At 44.1% G+C, this 16,125-nt stretch carries 19 protein-coding genes; 6 read left to right on the top strand and 13 right to left on the bottom strand.

Translation table 11 applies throughout. The features are described from left to right. Positions 1-3: 3 nt before the first annotated feature. From hisF to hisZ, 7 genes are all read right to left on the bottom strand, one after another. Entirely contained in the window at positions 4-762 is a 759-nt protein-coding gene (gene hisF / locus BMZ22_RS12215; RefSeq protein ID WP_090085987.1) for an imidazole glycerol phosphate synthase subunit HisF, read from the bottom strand. Continuing rightward, on the bottom strand, positions 763-1,473 hold the full coding sequence (hisA, locus tag BMZ22_RS12210; protein ID WP_090085985.1) for a 1-(5-phosphoribosyl)-5-[(5-phosphoribosylamino)methylideneamino]imidazole-4-carboxamide isomerase: 711 nt from the start codon (positions 1,471-1,473) through the stop codon (positions 763-765). Next, on the bottom strand, positions 1,470-2,075 hold the full coding sequence (gene hisH / locus BMZ22_RS12205; RefSeq protein ID WP_090085983.1) for an imidazole glycerol phosphate synthase subunit HisH: 606 nt from the start codon (positions 2,073-2,075) through the stop codon (positions 1,470-1,472). The genes hisA and hisH overlap by 4 nt, the downstream gene beginning before the upstream one ends. 168 nt (positions 2,076-2,243) lie before the next feature. After that, positions 2,244-2,828, bottom strand: coding sequence for an imidazoleglycerol-phosphate dehydratase HisB (hisB, locus tag BMZ22_RS12200; RefSeq protein ID WP_090085981.1), 585 nt, complete (start codon positions 2,826-2,828; stop codon positions 2,244-2,246). Then, positions 2,821-4,107 carry a histidinol dehydrogenase gene (hisD, locus tag BMZ22_RS12195; RefSeq protein ID WP_090085978.1) on the bottom strand — a complete coding sequence of 429 codons (1,287 nt, stop codon included), beginning with the start codon at positions 4,105-4,107 and terminating at the stop codon, positions 2,821-2,823. The genes hisB and hisD overlap by 8 nt, the downstream gene beginning before the upstream one ends. Before the next feature lie 5 nt (positions 4,108-4,112). Beyond that, positions 4,113-4,739 carry an ATP phosphoribosyltransferase gene (gene hisG / locus BMZ22_RS12190; protein WP_090085976.1) on the bottom strand — a complete coding sequence of 209 codons (627 nt, stop codon included), beginning with the start codon at positions 4,737-4,739 and terminating at the stop codon, positions 4,113-4,115. After that, complete coding sequence (gene hisZ, locus BMZ22_RS12185) at positions 4,740-5,978, bottom strand: ATP phosphoribosyltransferase regulatory subunit (RefSeq protein ID WP_090085973.1); 1,239 nt, start codon at positions 5,976-5,978, stop codon at positions 4,740-4,742. A 228-nt stretch (positions 5,979-6,206) separates the two neighbouring features. Between hisZ and BMZ22_RS12180 the strand changes: the two genes are divergently transcribed. Genes BMZ22_RS12180 through murB form a run of 3 tightly spaced genes read left to right on the top strand, consistent with a single transcriptional unit; the run spans position 6,207 to position 8,384 of the window. After that, positions 6,207-6,587: a YbaN family protein gene (locus tag BMZ22_RS12180; protein ID WP_090085971.1), complete on the top strand. Its 381-nt coding sequence runs from the start codon at positions 6,207-6,209 to the stop codon at positions 6,585-6,587. Positions 6,588-6,606: 19 nt separating this feature from the next. Continuing rightward, the gene (locus BMZ22_RS12175) at positions 6,607-7,449 is read left to right on the top strand and encodes an alpha/beta fold hydrolase (protein WP_090085969.1); all 843 of its coding nucleotides are present in this window, start codon (positions 6,607-6,609) and stop codon (positions 7,447-7,449) included. Next, positions 7,449-8,384, top strand: coding sequence for a UDP-N-acetylmuramate dehydrogenase (gene murB / locus BMZ22_RS12170; RefSeq protein WP_090085968.1), 936 nt, complete (start codon positions 7,449-7,451; stop codon positions 8,382-8,384). The genes BMZ22_RS12175 and murB overlap by 1 nt, the downstream gene beginning before the upstream one ends. A gap of 70 nt (positions 8,385-8,454) precedes the next feature. Here murB and ehuA read toward each other — a convergent pair whose 3' ends face one another. From ehuA to BMZ22_RS12140, 6 genes are all read right to left on the bottom strand, one after another. Next, the gene (gene ehuA, locus BMZ22_RS12165; RefSeq protein WP_090085967.1) at positions 8,455-9,225 is read right to left on the bottom strand and encodes an ectoine/hydroxyectoine ABC transporter ATP-binding protein EhuA; all 771 of its coding nucleotides are present in this window, start codon (positions 9,223-9,225) and stop codon (positions 8,455-8,457) included. Then, positions 9,225-9,962, bottom strand: a complete 738-nt coding sequence (gene ehuD, locus BMZ22_RS12160) for an ectoine/hydroxyectoine ABC transporter permease subunit EhuD (protein ID WP_090085965.1) — start codon at positions 9,960-9,962, stop codon at positions 9,225-9,227. Before ehuD ends, ehuA begins: the two co-directional genes overlap by 1 nt. Beyond that, positions 9,962-10,621, bottom strand: a complete 660-nt coding sequence (gene ehuC / locus BMZ22_RS12155; RefSeq protein ID WP_090086269.1) for an ectoine/hydroxyectoine ABC transporter permease subunit EhuC — start codon at positions 10,619-10,621, stop codon at positions 9,962-9,964. Before ehuC ends, ehuD begins: the two co-directional genes overlap by 1 nt. 123 nt (positions 10,622-10,744) lie before the next feature. Beyond that, positions 10,745-11,695 (bottom strand): ectoine/hydroxyectoine ABC transporter substrate-binding protein EhuB, encoded by a 951-nt coding sequence (gene ehuB, locus BMZ22_RS12150; RefSeq protein ID WP_090085963.1) that lies wholly within the window; start codon positions 11,693-11,695, stop codon positions 10,745-10,747. 520 nt (positions 11,696-12,215) lie between these two features. Further along, a complete protein-coding gene (locus tag BMZ22_RS12145; protein WP_090085961.1) occupies positions 12,216-13,193 on the bottom strand; it encodes a ring-cleaving dioxygenase in 978 nt (325 codons plus the stop codon). 144 nt (positions 13,194-13,337) lie between these two features. Further along, positions 13,338-13,904, bottom strand: coding sequence for a M15 family metallopeptidase (locus BMZ22_RS12140; protein ID WP_090085959.1), 567 nt, complete (start codon positions 13,902-13,904; stop codon positions 13,338-13,340). A 122-nt stretch (positions 13,905-14,026) separates the two neighbouring features. Here BMZ22_RS12140 and BMZ22_RS12135 point away from each other — a divergent pair, with 122 nt between their 5' ends. The 3 genes from BMZ22_RS12135 to thiD are packed head-to-tail and all read left to right on the top strand — an operon-like array spanning position 14,027 to position 16,025. Next, a complete protein-coding gene (locus tag BMZ22_RS12135) occupies positions 14,027-14,653 on the top strand; it encodes a glycerol-3-phosphate acyltransferase (RefSeq protein WP_425434286.1) in 627 nt (208 codons plus the stop codon). A 31-nt stretch (positions 14,654-14,684) separates the two neighbouring features. Then, the gene (locus tag BMZ22_RS12130) at positions 14,685-15,170 is read left to right on the top strand and encodes a DUF456 domain-containing protein (protein ID WP_090085956.1); all 486 of its coding nucleotides are present in this window, start codon (positions 14,685-14,687) and stop codon (positions 15,168-15,170) included. 21 nt (positions 15,171-15,191) lie between these two features. Further along, positions 15,192-16,025, top strand: coding sequence for a bifunctional hydroxymethylpyrimidine kinase/phosphomethylpyrimidine kinase (thiD, locus tag BMZ22_RS12125; protein WP_090085954.1), 834 nt, complete (start codon positions 15,192-15,194; stop codon positions 16,023-16,025). The last annotated feature ends 100 nt before the right edge of the window (positions 16,026-16,125 follow it).

The following is a 16,125-nucleotide window of genomic DNA, read 5'->3' as shown; positions in this document are numbered from 1 at the left end:
TCGTTACCTCCTGACAGTAATGCCGTTTTGATCAAGATAGTTTTTCAGTTCAGGTATCAGTATATCGCTGTAGTGAAAGACGGAGGCTGCCAGCGCTGCATCTGCATTTGCTTCAGTGAGTACTTCGGCAATATGTTTTTTCGTTCCGGCACCACCGCTCGCAACGACAGGCAGATTGACGTGATCGGCGATGGTTTTTGTCAGTTCAAGGTTGTAGCCGTTTTTGTCTCCGTCGGTATCGATGGCATTCACGACAATTTCACCGGCACCGAGACGTTCACCTTCCTGTGCCCATTCAATTGCATCCATTTGCGTGTCTTCCCGGCCACCTTTAATAAAAATGTGCCATTTCTCCGGTTCAACCTCTTTAGCGTCAATTGACAAGACAATGCACTGGCTGCCGAATTTCAAAGCAGCATCTCTGATAAGTTCCGGGTTTTTAACCGCAGCACTGTTTATTGAAACTTTGTCGGCACCTGCCCTTAATGTCTGCTGGATGTCCTCAATGCTTCGGATACCACCGCCGACGGTAAAGGGAATCGCAATTTCTGCTGCCACCTGTTCAACAATATCAAGGAATATCGGCCGGTTTTCATGGGATGCGGTAATATCGTAAAATACAAGCTCATCAGCGCCTGCTTCATTGTAGCGCTTGGCCAGTTTGACCGGGTCGGCAACATCACGGATGTTCTGGAATTTATGCCCTTTTACAACCCGCCCTTTATCAACGTCCATACATGGAATAATTCGTTTTGCCAGCATTTAAATTTCCTCCTGTAACGCTTGAAATGTAATGGTGCCGTCATATAACGCCTTACCGATAATAGCGCCGTATAGATTCATCGCTTTCAACTGACTGACATCTGTTTTTGATGATACACCACCCGAAGCGATAACATCGATGGAAGTTTGTTTGTTGATGGTTTCAAGTTCCTGGAAATTCGGTCCCTTGAGCATGCCATCTTTCAAAATATCGGTATAAATGATGGTTGATACACCGATTGTCTCCAATTTTGAGACAAGGTCTGCCGCTTTAATGTCGCTCGTTTCCGTCCAGCCGTCTGTTGCGACATAACCGTTTCGTGCATCGATTGATACAGCGATTTTATCACCGTATTCATCGACGGCCTGTTTAAGAAACGCGTCGTCGTTAATGGCAGCCGTTCCGATAATCACACGGTTAACGCCTGCTGACAGGTATGTACGGATTTTTTCCATCGAACGGATGCCGCCGCCGACTTGAACAGGGACCGAAGTGGCATGGGCAATTCTCCGCACAGTTTCCGCATTGGTTGTTTCGCTGCCCTTTGCACCATCAAGATCAACAATGTGTAAAAATTCAGCCCCGCTTTGCTCCCATTGTTGGGCTGTTTCGGCAGGGGAGTCGTTGTAAATTTTTTCTTTATTGTAGTCGCCTTGAATCAGACGGACACATTTACCGTTTCTGATATCAATCGCCGGAAATAAAATCATGATAACATCGCTCCAAAGTTTTTTAATAGCTGTAATCCCATCGTACCGCTTTTTTCGGGATGAAATTGCATGCCGATCAGATTATCTTTTTGGACAATTGCCGGAACTGTCCCGCCATACGAGGCGCTGCTGACGAGTTCATCCGGGTTATATGTCTTTAATGCATACGAGTGAACGAAATAGACATAGGTGTTTTCCGGGATGTCATTAAGCAGGGCAGAATTGGTGTGATGATGTAATGTGTTCCACCCCATGTGCGGTACTTTGACCGAATCATTGATCCTTCCAATTTCACCGTGAAGAAGGCCAAGTCCGTACCATTCACCGTCTTCATAGCTTGTTTCGTATAAGAGCTGCATGCCGAGACAGATGCCAAGAAGCGGTTTGTTGTTGGCGGCCTCCTCTTTCAATACCCCATCCAAGTTTAAGTTGATCAACGCATCCATCGCATCACGGAATGCCCCGACACCCGGAAGGATAATGCCATCGCTTTGCCTTATGACGTCCGGGTCAGTCGTCAATCGGGACTCAAGGCCGACGTTTGTCAGACCAAATTGTAAACTTTTGATGTTGCCTGCACCGTAGTCGATTATGGCAATCATGTGATGCCTCCTTTTCTTACGCTAAAAGTTAAGTTGGTTTTGCACCGAGTATACGAAGGTGCAAAACCAACTCGAGCGAGGAACGGCCCAACTCGAGCGAGGAACGGCCCAACTCGAGCGAGCGAATCGTAAAAAGATCGGCTCCTCGCCGTCAGAAATCTACTGTTGCTAGAGTGATCCCTTAGTCGATGGAATGCCTTCGATTCGTCCGCTGACGGAAGCGGCTTGATCAAGCACACGGCCGAAACCTTTAAAAATAGACTCAATTATATGATGGGTGTTCGAGCCGTACGCCAGGTTGATATGCAATGTGATCCCGGCGTGGTTAACAAAGGCTCGGAAGAACTCCTCAGTCAGCTCTGTGTCAAACGTGCCTGCTTTATCTTTCAGTCCGTCAACATTGTAAACAAGATATGGTCGCCCGCTTACGTCGACGGAAATGAATGAAAGTGCCTCATCCATTGGCGTTGTTACGGAAGCGTAGCGTGTGATGCCTGCTTTATCGCCAAGTGCTTCTTTAAATGCCTGCCCCAAAACAATCCCTGTGTCCTCTACCGAATGGTGCTGATCGACTTCAAGGTCGCCGTCACAACGAAGCGTGAGTTCAAATAGACCGTGTTTTGTCATGAGTGTCAGCATATGGTCGAAGAAGCCGATGCCTGTATCAATTTGCGACACCCCTTTGCCGTCCAGAGCTAATTCAGCGGAGATGGCTGTTTCTGACGTTTTACGATTAATGGAAGCTTTACGCATCGTCTTCTTCATCCTTTCTGATATGAATTGAATAACTGTGCGCTGACAAACCTTCAGCATCGGCAAGGGTGGTTATATCCTTCGAAATGCTTGCCAGTGCCTGATGGGGATAATGGATGACACTTGATTTTTTTACGAAATCATAGACACCAAGCGGCGACGAAAATGCCGCAGTACCACTGGTCGGGAGTGTATGATTCGGACCAGCAGCATAATCACCGAGCGCCTCGGGTGAATAATTGCCGATAAAGATTGCTCCGGCGTTCGTAATAGTTGCCAGGTTCTCAAACGGCTCGTTTATCATCAGCTGTAAATGCTCCGGTGCAATGTCATTCGCAGTAGCGATTGCCTCCGCAAGTGTGTCGGCAAGGACAATACGCCCGTTAGTTGAGAGTGATTTCTGAATGATGTCTTTACGTTCACGCTGTTCGGCCTGCTCGTATGCAGCTGCTTGAACAGCCTCTGCCACCTCATTACTGGTTGTTATTAGAATAGGGCGGGCGTCTTCATCGTGTTCGGCTTGTGATAAAAGGTCTGCTGCCACAAAATTAGGGGGAGCCGTTTCATCTGCAACGATACAAATTTCACTTGGACCGGCAATCATATCAATTGCAACATCCCCAAAAACCCACTTCTTGGCTCGTGCAACGTATGCATTGCCCGGGCCGACAATTTTAAACACCTTTTTAATCGTTTCGGTGCCATAGGCGAGTGCAGCAACCGCCTGAGCGCCACCAACTTTATAGACCGTATCGACACCGGCTTCTTTGGCTGCAGCGAGCACATACGGGCTCACTTTGCCATCGCTGTTTGGCGGGGTGGTAATGGTAATTTCTTTGACACCTGCCAGCTGAGCAGGGATCACATTCATTAAAACTGTGGACGGGTACGATGCCTTTCCGCCTGGGATATAGACACCAACGCGTTCCATAGGTGTCACTTTTTGACCGAGCGTGATGCCGCCCGGTTGATTGATAAACCATGATTGTTCTGTTTGATTCGCATGGAATGTCAAAATATTTTCCTTTGCGGTGCGAATGGCCTGTTTAAATTCCTCGCTTACAGACTTTTCCGCTTCCAAAAATTCTTCCTCGGAAACAGCGAGTTCATCAAGCAATACACCGTCGAACTTTTCAGTCAGTTTAACCAGTGCATTATCACCTGATTTTTGCACATCGGCAATTATGTCCAATACAGCCGAATCCACATTGCGATAATTGGTCTGGTCGGTAAGATTTTGTTTCTGCTGAAAAAATTGTTCAGCTGTCAGCAATTTCATTTTGATCACTCCAAGCCTTTTTGTAACGAATGGATTAATGCGTGTACACTTTCTGATTTTGTTGTAAAACTTGCTTTGTTAACAATCAATCTTGTACTGATGGAATCCATTTCTTCCAGGACCTCAAGGCCGTTTTCCCGTAACGTTGTGCCGGTCTCAACGATATCCACGATAACATCAGCCAAACCAATAATGGGAGCAAGCTCGACCGAGCCGTTCAGTTTAATCGTTTTAATCGAGTTGCCTCTTTTTTGGAAATGGCGTCTGGCAACTGCAGGATATTTGGATGCAACGGTCAAACCATTGTTTCCAAGAGGCTGGTGATCAGCAAAACCAGCCACTGCAAACTTGCACTGACCAAGTTTTAAATCAAGTATTTCATATACATCGGCTTGAGATTCCATGATGTTATCTTTACCGACAATCCCCATATCGGCTGCCCCGTTTTCAACATACGTCGGCACGTCCAAAGCCTTAACAAAAATTAACTTAACGCTGCCGGTCGTATCATTAAAAACAAGTTTTCGGGATTCAGCGGTGAAATCATCGAAATGGATGCCAGCGCTCTCAAGCAGATTAATCGAGTCTTCAGCTGTTCGTCCTTTGGCAAGTGCCAGCGTAATTTGTTCCATTTAGCCTTCCCTCATTTCTCTTTTCAGCAGAATCAATAATTCATCAGCCGTCTGAAAATGCCATTCTTCCTGCTGATTAAACAATACCGCGTTCTCTTGTTTAAACTGCGCGATAAATCGTGATGAGACGTTCTGATTATGGTTTTCCGTGTTCTCTGTGATGACACGTACGCCCGAGTCCCGGAGATAGTTCGCAGCAGCTAAAGCATCTTTCATGCTGTTGCTATCGTAACGGATGGTCAATTGACTCGGAGAATCAGTTTCTGTCAGCTGCCTGGATGCCTTTTGGGCCTTGAATATATCATCAACAATACAGCCAAAGCCAATTGCAGGTGTCGCCCGGCCAAATTGCTCGGCCAGATGATCATAACGTCCGCCCATCAGCACTGGTTTACTGTAACCGGTAATATACCCTTGAAAAATAATACCGGAATAATAGTTCATATGATTGATAAGTCCGAGGTCAAAGACGACAGAGTTTTCAACTCCGTACGCTTTCAATATACCGTAAACGTACTTCAAGTTATCGATTCTGGTCTTCATGCTGTCATTTACAATAATCGATTCAGCCTTTTCAAGAACACGTTTTGGATCTCCATAAAGTAAAGGGATGGCTTTAACGGCATTTATGACATGCTTTTCGGCTTGCAGTTCTTCCAAAAATGGACCAACTTCAGCCATGTTTTTCGATTGAATAAGTTCCTGAAGTTTTTCTGATTCGAGATCGGACAAAGGCAATTCATTGATAAGGTCTTTGAAGAAGCCTGCATGCCCGATTTCAATTTTAAAGTGCTCAAACTTTAAATCCTGCAATACGTGGACGGCAAGGGCGATCATTTCTGCATCACTGTCTGATGCGTTTTCTCCAAAACATTCGACGCCGGCTTGGGTAAATTCTTTGTTTTGACTATCCTCGCCGAGCTGACGAAAGATATTTTCCACATAGAACAGTCTGTCATCGGTTTCTTCATCAGCTGCCATCCTTCTGGTAATCGGGATCGTCACGTCAGGGCGCAATACGAGCACTTCACCTGAGGAATCAATTGTTTTAATCATGTTTTGCTTGTGAACCGTCCCAATAACGGATGAATAGACATCATAATCCTGGAACGTTTTCGTTCCGGTTTCCTGATAGCCATACGTTCGAAAGCGGTTTTTAATCGTTGTAATCAGGCTATTTTTCAACTGGTAGTCACTGGGACTCAAATTACCTTCTACACTGGACATAAAAGAACGCATGTAAAAACTCCATTTCTATTTGTGCTTCACTGCTTTATCACTTTATCTAATTAAAGTTAATTAGTATTTTACCAGTCAGAAACGAGAAGTCAAGAGGTAAATTTTTTGACAGTGTACTGTATTTGTCATACAAAGTCCATAGACGATGAGGCAAAATACGCCGGGAGATGCTATAATAATTAGTAAGAATGATTATTTTTAAAAGCTTATATACAGCTGGTGTTAACAATGCAACGTATAAAAAAGATGTTATTAATTTTAAGCGGCTTAATTTCAGTTGGGCTGGGTATATTGGGTATCATACTCCCGCTTTTACCTACTACTCCCTTGCTGTTGCTTGCAGCCGCGTGCTTTGTCAGAAGCTCCGATAGCTTGTACAATTGGCTGATTACCAATAAATATTTCGGTTCCTATATTAGGAATTACCGGGAAGGAAAGGGGATCCCCCTAAAGGCAAAAATAATGGGGGTTTCGATGATATGGCTTGCGATGGGCTATACCATTTTCTTTGTTGTACCTTTAGTAACCGTTAAAATACTCTTATTCGGCATTGGCGCCTATTTTACACGGTTTATCCTGAAGCAAAAAACACTTTCACCAAACAGCTAATTATAATGGGGAACGTTTTATGCAGTTTAAATATATTGTGGGCACAGCCGTATTTTTAATTTTAACAGGCAGTGTTTTTGGTTTGCTATACGTGCCCGAGTCAACAAAGTCAGAGAAAAATATGGAGGTCCCGACCGTTTTTGTTCATGGTTATAAGGGAACCGAGAATTCGCTGGGCAATATGCTTGAACGGTTCGAACACACGTATAACCTTGGAAAGCGATCCCTTGTATATAAAGTATCCCCGGCCGGCAAACTGGATGTTTACCATCTGAATAACAGGGAACATACTGCGAATATGTTTGTTCAGCCTGTGTTTAAAAACAATCGGGCCAGTATTGAGGATACTGCTGAATGGCTGGCAAAGGTTATGGCTCATATGAAGGAAACATTTGGGGTGAAAAGGGTCAATCTGGTTGGTCACTCGATGGGAGGACTCGTATCCATTGAGTACATCGAGAATTACCAGGATTATTCACACTATCCGGAAGTAAAGAAACTGGCTGTTATCGGCAGCCCGATTAACGGGATATACAATGAGGGCTATTTCAAACTCCATCATGATCCTGCTGCGGAAGACCTTAAACCTGATTCATATGCACTTAAAAGGCTTCGCTTGAATAAAAATGCTATACCGGACCATTTAGACGTTCTGAGTATTGGAAGCACAGGGGATTCTGTAGCACGCCCGAAAAGCATCGAAGGCATACGAAAAATTGTAGATGAAGGCCAATTAACCTATAAAATGATTAAAGACCCGACCTTGGGACATAGCGCGTTACATGAAGATACCCGGGTTGATAAAATGATTTATTCCTTTCTTCAATTGCAGAAGAGGTTAGAAAGAACAGCAAAGGATTGATGTTTGTGGTAAGCAGTTTCAGCACTTATGAAAAACTGACAGCCATTACCTCAGCGGATAATGTACTGTCTGATGAATGTTTGGAAGATCATACGTATACGCGCCTGGGCGGCAAAGCTGATTTTTATGTAACGCCTGAAACATATGAACAAGTACAGGAAATCGTCAGACTATCACTGAACGATAATATTCCGTTTACGTTACTCGGTAATGGATCAAATCTGATTATACGCGATGGGGGCATACGAGGAATTGTGATGAACCTGGGCAAGCTCGCAGCAGTCAGTATAAAGGGCACTCAGCTTGTAGCGCAAAGTGGTGCCCGGATTATTGATGTTTCACAAAAAGCTCTGTCCCGTTCACTGTCAGGTCTTGAATTTGCCTGTGGAATCCCTGGGTCAGTCGGGGGCGCCTTGTTTATGAATGCAGGAGCTTATGGCGGCGAGATTAAGGACGTACTTGAAAGTGCGAAAGTGGTGGATAGTGAAGGCAATCTTCTTACATTGCCGGCTGAAGAACTTGATTTGGAATATCGGTCCAGCAACATTCCGGATAAAGGCTACATTGTGCTGGAAGCCACGTTTACCTTAAAAGAAGGCGTATATGAGGATATTAAAGCTATAATGGATGATCTGACATTTAAACGTGAGTCCAAGCAGCCGCTGGAGTATCCATCCTGCGGGAGTGTCTTTAAGCGTCCGCCCGGCTATTTTGCCGGGAAGCTGATTCAGGACAGTGACCTGCAGGGCAAACAAATAGGTGGCGCACAGGTATCTTTGAAGCATGCAGGTTTTATCATTAATTTTAATGGTGCTTCAGCAACGGAATATATTAATTTGATTCGATATGTTCAGGATACAGTGAAGGAGAAGTTCGGTGTCGCCCTTGAACGTGAAGTGAAAATTATTGGAGAGAAGCAACAGGATAGCCAATAAGCATTAAAAATCCGGCCCGTCTTAGCTAAGACGGGCCGGATTTTTAATTGTTTACCATACGCTTCCAGTATCAGGCTCTGAAACGATGGAGGAAGCTCTGAAGGCGTTCATTCGTCGAGTTTTCCAACACATCTTCAGGCGGTCCTTCTTCAGCAATGACGCCATTATCAAGGAATAATACCCGATCAGCAATGTCACGTGCGAATTCCATTTCGTGCGTTACAAGCACCATAGCCATTTCACCTTCTTGAGCAATATCACGGATAACCTCCAGTACTTCACCAACGAGTTCAGGGTCAAGTGCCGAGGTCACCTCATCAAACAACATCACTTTTGGCCGCATGACAAGCGCACGTGCCATGGCAACACGCTGCTTCTGTCCGCCGGAAAGCTGGTTTGGGTAGTTATCGAGCTTATCACCGAGTCCCACTTTTTCCAGCATTTCAATCGATCGCTCTTTGGCTTCTTTCTTGCTTACCTTCTGAACGTGAATCGGGGCTGACATACAGTTATCAAGTATCGTCATGTGCGGGAACAAGTTGAAATGCTGGAAAACCATTCCAATATCGCCGCGCACCTGCCGCAAATGTTTTTCATTAGCCGGAACAAGTTGACCATTCTTTTCCATATGCCATAAATTTTTGCCGTCAACAATGATATCACCGGATGTCGGTTCTTCAAGTGTCATAAGCATACGGATAATGGTGGTTTTACCAGAGCCACTTGGACCAATGACTGCCACCTTTTCCGCTGGTTTGATATCAAGGTCGATACCTGTCAACACCTCAGTATCACCAAAAGATTTATGCACATCTTTATAACTTACGATTGCTTCAGTCATTATGATGCAGCTCCTTCCTTCTCTTCTTTAATTGGTTTGCTGCCGCTGGTTTCTTTTTTATCAAAACGGCGATTCACTTTCCGCTCCAAGCGATTAATCAATATAGCAGACGGATAACTAAGTACAAGGAATAAGATGGCCACAATTGTTAATGGCTCAAGGTATCTGAAGTTAGCCGAACCATAAGAGTTAGCAAGGTTCAGGATGCCGGCCACACCGATTGTCGATGCCAGCGGAATTTCTTTAAACATAATAATTAAATAGTTTCCAAGCATTGGAATGGTCGGCGGAATGGCTTGCGGTAAGATAATCCGCATCCATTTGTCCCCGGTTGAAAAATTGAGCGCCCGGGCTGCTTCCCATTGGCCGTTGTCGACAGATTCAATGCCTGAACGATATACTTCACCGATATAAGTACTGAAGTGTATACCAAGACCAAGAATGGCACTCGAGAACGGGTCCAGAGCAAAGCCGACGACAGGGACCATTGGCCACGCATAGAAGATGAAAAATAACTGCACAAGCGGCGGAGTCGATCGAATGAATTCCATAACCCAACGGAGCAGCCAGCGTATCGGTTTGATTCGGATAGCGCTGAAAAGTGTCCATACAAAACCGAAAATAAGTGCGAATAAATATGTGGCGATTGTAAGACCTAATGTTATTCCAAGGCCTTCCAATACAACAGGGAAGGCATCAAAGAATGTATCCCATTGCCAGTTACTGTTATTATTCATTAACTAGCCACTCCTTTCTTCGATGCTGCTTCCATTTTTTTGGTCAGCCATATTAATGGCAGGGCCATAATGAAATAGAATATAAGCACTAAGAAATAAACTGTCGGCGCTTGGGAAAGATTGCTGCTTCTCAGGATGTCACCGTAATATAAGATATCGTTCATACCGATTAGCGATACAAGCGATGTTGCTTTCAACATTTGAATAAGGTAGTTACCAAATTCCGGAAGCATCATACGGACGGCTTGAGGAAAAATGACGAGCCGCATCCGCTGAAAACTTGACATATTAAGTGCTGTTGCTGCTTCTGTTTGCCCCTTGGCCACAGATAAGATCGATCCGCGTACGATTTCGGACATATAAGCACCATAGTTTAAGGCGATCGCCAAAACACCTGCCATGTAGTCGCTTCCCAAATCAATTCCAAATAATATAGGCAGCGCATAGTACAGCCAGAACAGCTGGACGATTAATGAAGTCCCGCGGAAGACTTCAACGTAAAAAATAGTTAAGTATTTAATAATCGGGTTTTTGGAAAGTCGGCAAAACCCGGCAATAAAAGCCATTAAATAGCCAAGGATAATGGAGCCAATCAATACTTCTATAGTAATGCGCAAACCTTGCATCAGTACTGGAAAAATCTCAGCTATTGCACTAATGATTATCACTCCTTTAAATAGAAATGGATTCCCGGCAAAAGAATAGGGCCGGACCCCCTGGGTGAGGGAGCCGGACCCTATGGAGTCGTGTCATGCTTATTCCTTACTTGCTTTCTTAGTTGTTTACCATGCTTCGCCGTTACAAATCTGTTCAGTTGTTAAATCTTCAGGCGGCGCATTGCCTTCTGCACTGAATCCGTTTTGTTCAAGCAGTTCAGCAACTGTTCCGTCATCAATCAGTTTTTGCAACTCTTCGTTATACGCTTCACGCAGTTCGTCGTTATCAGGGTGGAATGCTGCGGCACCATAACTTGGAATACCTTCAATGTCAGGCTGCTCAAAGTCCTCCACAAATTCAAGCTGATCGTTACCGGCAGATTCCAACGCCATTTTAATCGTCATTTCGGTGCCTGTTGTCGCATCGGCACGTCCTGATTCAACTGCGGAGAACGTTGCAGGAATATCTCCGGCTTCTTGAATCTGATCTTCACTAACACCTTCCTGCTGAACGAACTCAATTTCTGTTGCACCGGACATAATTGATACTGTTGCGTCTTTTTCAGCAATATCTGCGTAACTATGCAGATCCTTCGGGTTGCCTTTCTGAACAATCAGACCTTCCCCATATGTCATTTCCGGTTCACCAAAGTCAACGTTTTGACAACGGTCTTCGTTTATCGCCATCCCGGCTGTAATGACATCAAATTTCCCTGCGTTAAGGCCTGGGATTAACTGACCAAAATCGGACAGCTGACTTTCAATATTATCGACACCCAGTTCAGCGAAAACTGCTTCAGCGATATCAACTGCAGCGCCTTTCAATTCCCTGTCTTCCTGGTAGCCGTATGGTTCTTCGTTAGCAAATCCGATTGTTACAGTTCCCGACTCCTGAATTTCAGCAAGTCTTGAGTCCCCGCCGGATTCGCCTTCGCTTTCACTGGCGCTTTCACTTTCACTCCCGCTGTCTCCGTTACTTCCATCTTCGCTTCCGCTGGCATCGTCAGAGCCACCGCCGCAAGCAGCGAGAAATAGAATAAGAATACCGAAGATTGAAGCCGCTAATAGTTTTTTCATCTCCTAAATGACCTCCCAAATTTTTTTGTGTAAAATCGATCTCATGCCACTAACGGGCAAAAGCCGTTTTACCTGTTTCTTTTTCCTGTCTCCTTATTAAAAATAAGGTATAAGTAATTACTGTGTCCGACTACCAAGTATTAAAGCGCTTACCAGATGCACTACTTTTTTACTAGATAGTGAACAACAGAAGGTGGGGAAAAGCCTTGAAAAAAAGATATATTTTAATATTATAGGGTATTGTCCTTTCATTCAAACGTTATATTTTTTGATAATTTGAAATATATCGTTGTATTTTAATGTGAATTCGATAAAGCTCCTATATGCCATGATATGCTTTGGAATTGCCTGTATTTCTTTTATATGCTTAAAATTGACAATTATTACTGAAAATTCAAATAAAAATTATTGTTTATTTACCAGAAATCAGCATTTTTTAAGCACTGATATAGGACATCTGTCTTGCGTGCCCTGTCTCTTCTCTAATTTCGTGAAGGATATGAAATTAAAACCGCACAAATCAGTGCGGTTTTGTAGTGTCCAGTGGAGCTAAATTTGCTTCGATTTCTTTTCGTTTACTTTCAAAACGTGGTGGGAGGGCGAGTGACTCACCAAGGTGCTCGGGATGTTCATCTGTTGTAAAACCGGGTCCGTCGGTCGCCAGTTCAAACAATATACCGTTCGGTTCTCTGAAATAGAGTGATTTAAAGTAAAAACGGTCAACCAATCCTGAATTGGGAAGGCGTTGTTCTTGCAATAAATTTTTCCATTCAGCTAATTCATCTTCATCATTAACACGAAAAGCAACATGGTGGACACTTCCCCGGCCCGGGCGCTCCCGGGGAAGATCACTGCGAACTTCCAAGTGAACTTCTGCACCGGTGCCGCCCTCGCCGGTAGCAAATACGCGTATCTCTTCCTCTCCGGCAACAGGAGAAGGGTAACTGCCGGTTTGCTGAAATGTCAGGGTTTTGGTCAGTACGTTAATCGTTGGTTCTGGATTTTGTACGGTCAGTTTTACAGGGCCGAGCCCAATGATGCCTTTATCACTTGGTACACTGCTGTTCTTCCATACCTTACCGCCTGCTACGCCAGTGTTTGATTCATCTGAAGTAAGGGTTAATTGCTGGTTTTCGGGGTCGCGGAAATGAAGGACGTGCCGATCACCCTGGTTCGTAATGCCGTCATGGTCGATGCCATGTTCAGTCAGACGCTCTTCCCAATAGGTCAGTGCCCCATCATCAGGAACACGCAGAGAGGTACCTGATATGCTACTTACACCCGGATAAGTCGTTCCGGCCTGAGGGATCTCAAAAAATGTCAGATCGGTACCAGGATTGCCTATTTCATCTGCATAAAACAAATGATAAACGGAAGGGTCGTCCTGGTTGATCGTTTTTTTAACGAGGCGCATACCCAGAATTTCTGTGTAAAAATAATAATTATCAGCTGCATTTGCTGTAATAGCGGATACATGGTGGATACCCTTTAATGCCATCAAAATGACCTCCTAAAATAACTGAATTCAGATTAACTGAATTAATTATATTGATTTTGATTATGTTAAGCAATTTTATTGCCTGTAAACGTAGAGTGATCTGACATCACCGGTTAAAACGTTTTTGCAACAAGATGATTAAAATTACTCTTCCGGCGCTTCTTTTTTAGGACGGAGCCCTTGCTGGAGCTGGTTTATGCTTAGTCCAAAGTCCATCTGCAGGTGCGGATAATCTTTGAAATTGCCGTCGCCGCCCCATTTAAAGCCCAGCTCCTTTGCTATATCCGCGACTTCAAACCAGTCTGACTCTCCATTGTTATTGCCGTCATAATTAGTATCCCATATAATATCGCCATCGTGGTTGCGTAATGCGTAATCGATTGCGAGTCCATAATTGTGGTAGGACTCACCGCCGCGGGCGTGCGTGACAACTTGCCCACCTTCTGAGCGGCCTTGCTCATATAATTCACGTTGTTCTTTCTTTGTGCGTACTGTGTCGGTAATGACAACATTGATATTAATCGTGCTTGCTTTTTCGATTAGTGTTTCTGTCTTTTCTTCTACAATTGGATGAAGTTCTTCGGGCATAGGTTCATCTTCACCATGGTCGATATAGCGATTTGCTTGTAAGTGGTTGTAGAGGTAGAAAATTACCGCAACTGCTAAAACAATGATAATCCATGCTGTAATGTCTTTGCGGAAGCCTTTCAAAATTGATTTTTCCCTTCATTGTTGTTATGTAATTTTGATTATAACATCTGTCGGCTTTGGCGATAATTGTCTTGAAGTTGCCGGTGTCTGAATATAAGATTAACTAAAGGGGAGGGGGAAATATGATAATTGTCGTGCTTGTCAGCTTGGTGGGCTACCTATTCGGGTGTTTCCATGGTTCGCAGTTGGTCGGCAAGTATAAGAACGTGGATATTAAGAGTACAGGTGTAAAAAATTCAGGAGCCTCGAACACAATGATTCTTTTGGGATGGAAATTTGGAATTATTGTTGGACTTATTGATATTTTTAAAGCAACGTTGTCCATTCTGCTTGTACTATACCTATTGGAGAGTCAGGGTATTACAGGGTCACCGCAAATACTGCTGGTATACATTAATGCGTTATTTATTATTATCGGACATAATTTCCCCGTCACAATGAACTTCAGCGGTGGTAAAGGCACTGCCTCATTAATTGGCGTTCTGCTTGCTGTTAACTGGAAGATGGCGCTGAGTGGGATTGCCATATTACTTTTGTTTACATTCGCTACGGATTATTTGGTTGTCGGTGTGCTTTTTATGTACGTATCATTTCTGGTAACAACTTATATATTCTTTGGAATCGAGCCGACGATGGTTGTTGTGTTATTATCAGTTATGAGCATATTGAAACATATGGAGAATTATAAACGTATTTATAAAAAGGAAGAAACGAAGATATCTAGTATGTTCAGTAAGAAACAGTTGTAGTCTAAAGATTTTTCAAAAGGTGGAGGCGTCTATGCTCGATATTATCGTTTGGGTTATCATTATAGCATTATTCATTGCAAGCTTTGCAGGTGTCATTTTTCCGATTATCCCTTCACCATTAGTGCTTTGGGTCGGTTTTTTACTATATCATTTTGTTATTAATGAGGAAGAACTTACCTGGTTTTTCTGGATGGCGATGGCGATACTGACGGTTATTTTAATCGTAGCGGATATCATTGCCAATAGCTATTTTGTTAAAAAATATGGTGGCAGTAAATGGGGCGAGCGCGGTGCTGCTATTGCTGTGATTATCGGTTCATTTATCATGCCGCCATTTGGCATTCTGATTATTCCATTTGTTGCGGTGTTTTTAATCGAATTAATGCAGGAAAAAACATTTGAAGAAGCTGTCAGAGCCTCTTTTGGATCGTTAATCGGGTTTTTAGGCGGTGCTGCAGCAAAAGTCGTCATTCAATTGGCGATGATCGGATGGTTTTTCTTAGTTATCATATTTTAACAGCAGAAAGGATGTTGCATTATGACACTTCCAACACGTGCTATCACAATAGCCGGTTCTGCAGCTGGCGGGAGTGCAGGCATTCAAGCAGATCTGAAAACATTTCAGGAACTGGACGTTTACGGAATGAGCGTTGTAACCGCGATTGTTGCCCGCCATCCGGGAACAGATAAAAACGTACATGTCCAAACAATTGAAGCAATTGAAGCGCAATTTGCAACAGCAATGAAACAAGTTGGCACTGACGCCTTGAAAACAGGGATGCTTTTTTCCAAAGCGATTATTGAAAAGGCAGCCGATCTGATTGAAGGGTCAGGTGTGAAAATTAAAGTTGTTGACCCGGTAATGGTTGGGAAGCTGGATTCGAAGCTGCTCGCAGATGATGCGATCGATGTGTTGAAGAATCGGCTTGTACCGCTGGCGGATGTAATTACACCAAACGTTCCAGAAGCATCCTATCTGTTGGATGGACGTGAGCTGAAAACAGTAGAAGATATGAAAGCGGCAGCAGTTGATTTGCATGAACTTGGCCCGCAGTATGTGCTGGTCAAAGGCGGCAGGTTGAAGGGCGAGGCAGTCGACGTGCTGTATGACGGGGCGAAACTGACCATGTTCGAAGCGCCCAGGATTGATACGGAAAACACGAGCGGAGCGGGCTGCACGTATTCAGCTGCTATTGCTTCTTATATGACAAAAGGATATGCGATGCCTGAAGCCGTTCGCTTAGCTAAAAGCTTTGTCACAACTGCTATTGAACACGGTTTTACGTATACCGAGATGGTAGGGCCGACATATCATGCAGCCGAGCGTATGAAAGGTGAGGCACACAAGATAAAAGTGGACGAGCTTGAGTAACTAATAGATGCCGGGAAGAAGCCAGGCCGAATTCGGCCCTGGCTTCTTCCGCAGATAAACTCCATCTTCCGCAGATAAACTCCATCTTCCGCAGATAAAC

Origin of the sequence: Lentibacillus persicus (assembly GCF_900112705.1) — a bacterium.
Classification (GTDB): domain Bacteria; phylum Bacillota; class Bacilli; order Bacillales; family Amphibacillaceae; genus Lentibacillus; species Lentibacillus persicus.
Note: the sequence above shows the minus strand (reverse complement) of the source record. Positions and strands in the feature narration are given on the sequence as shown.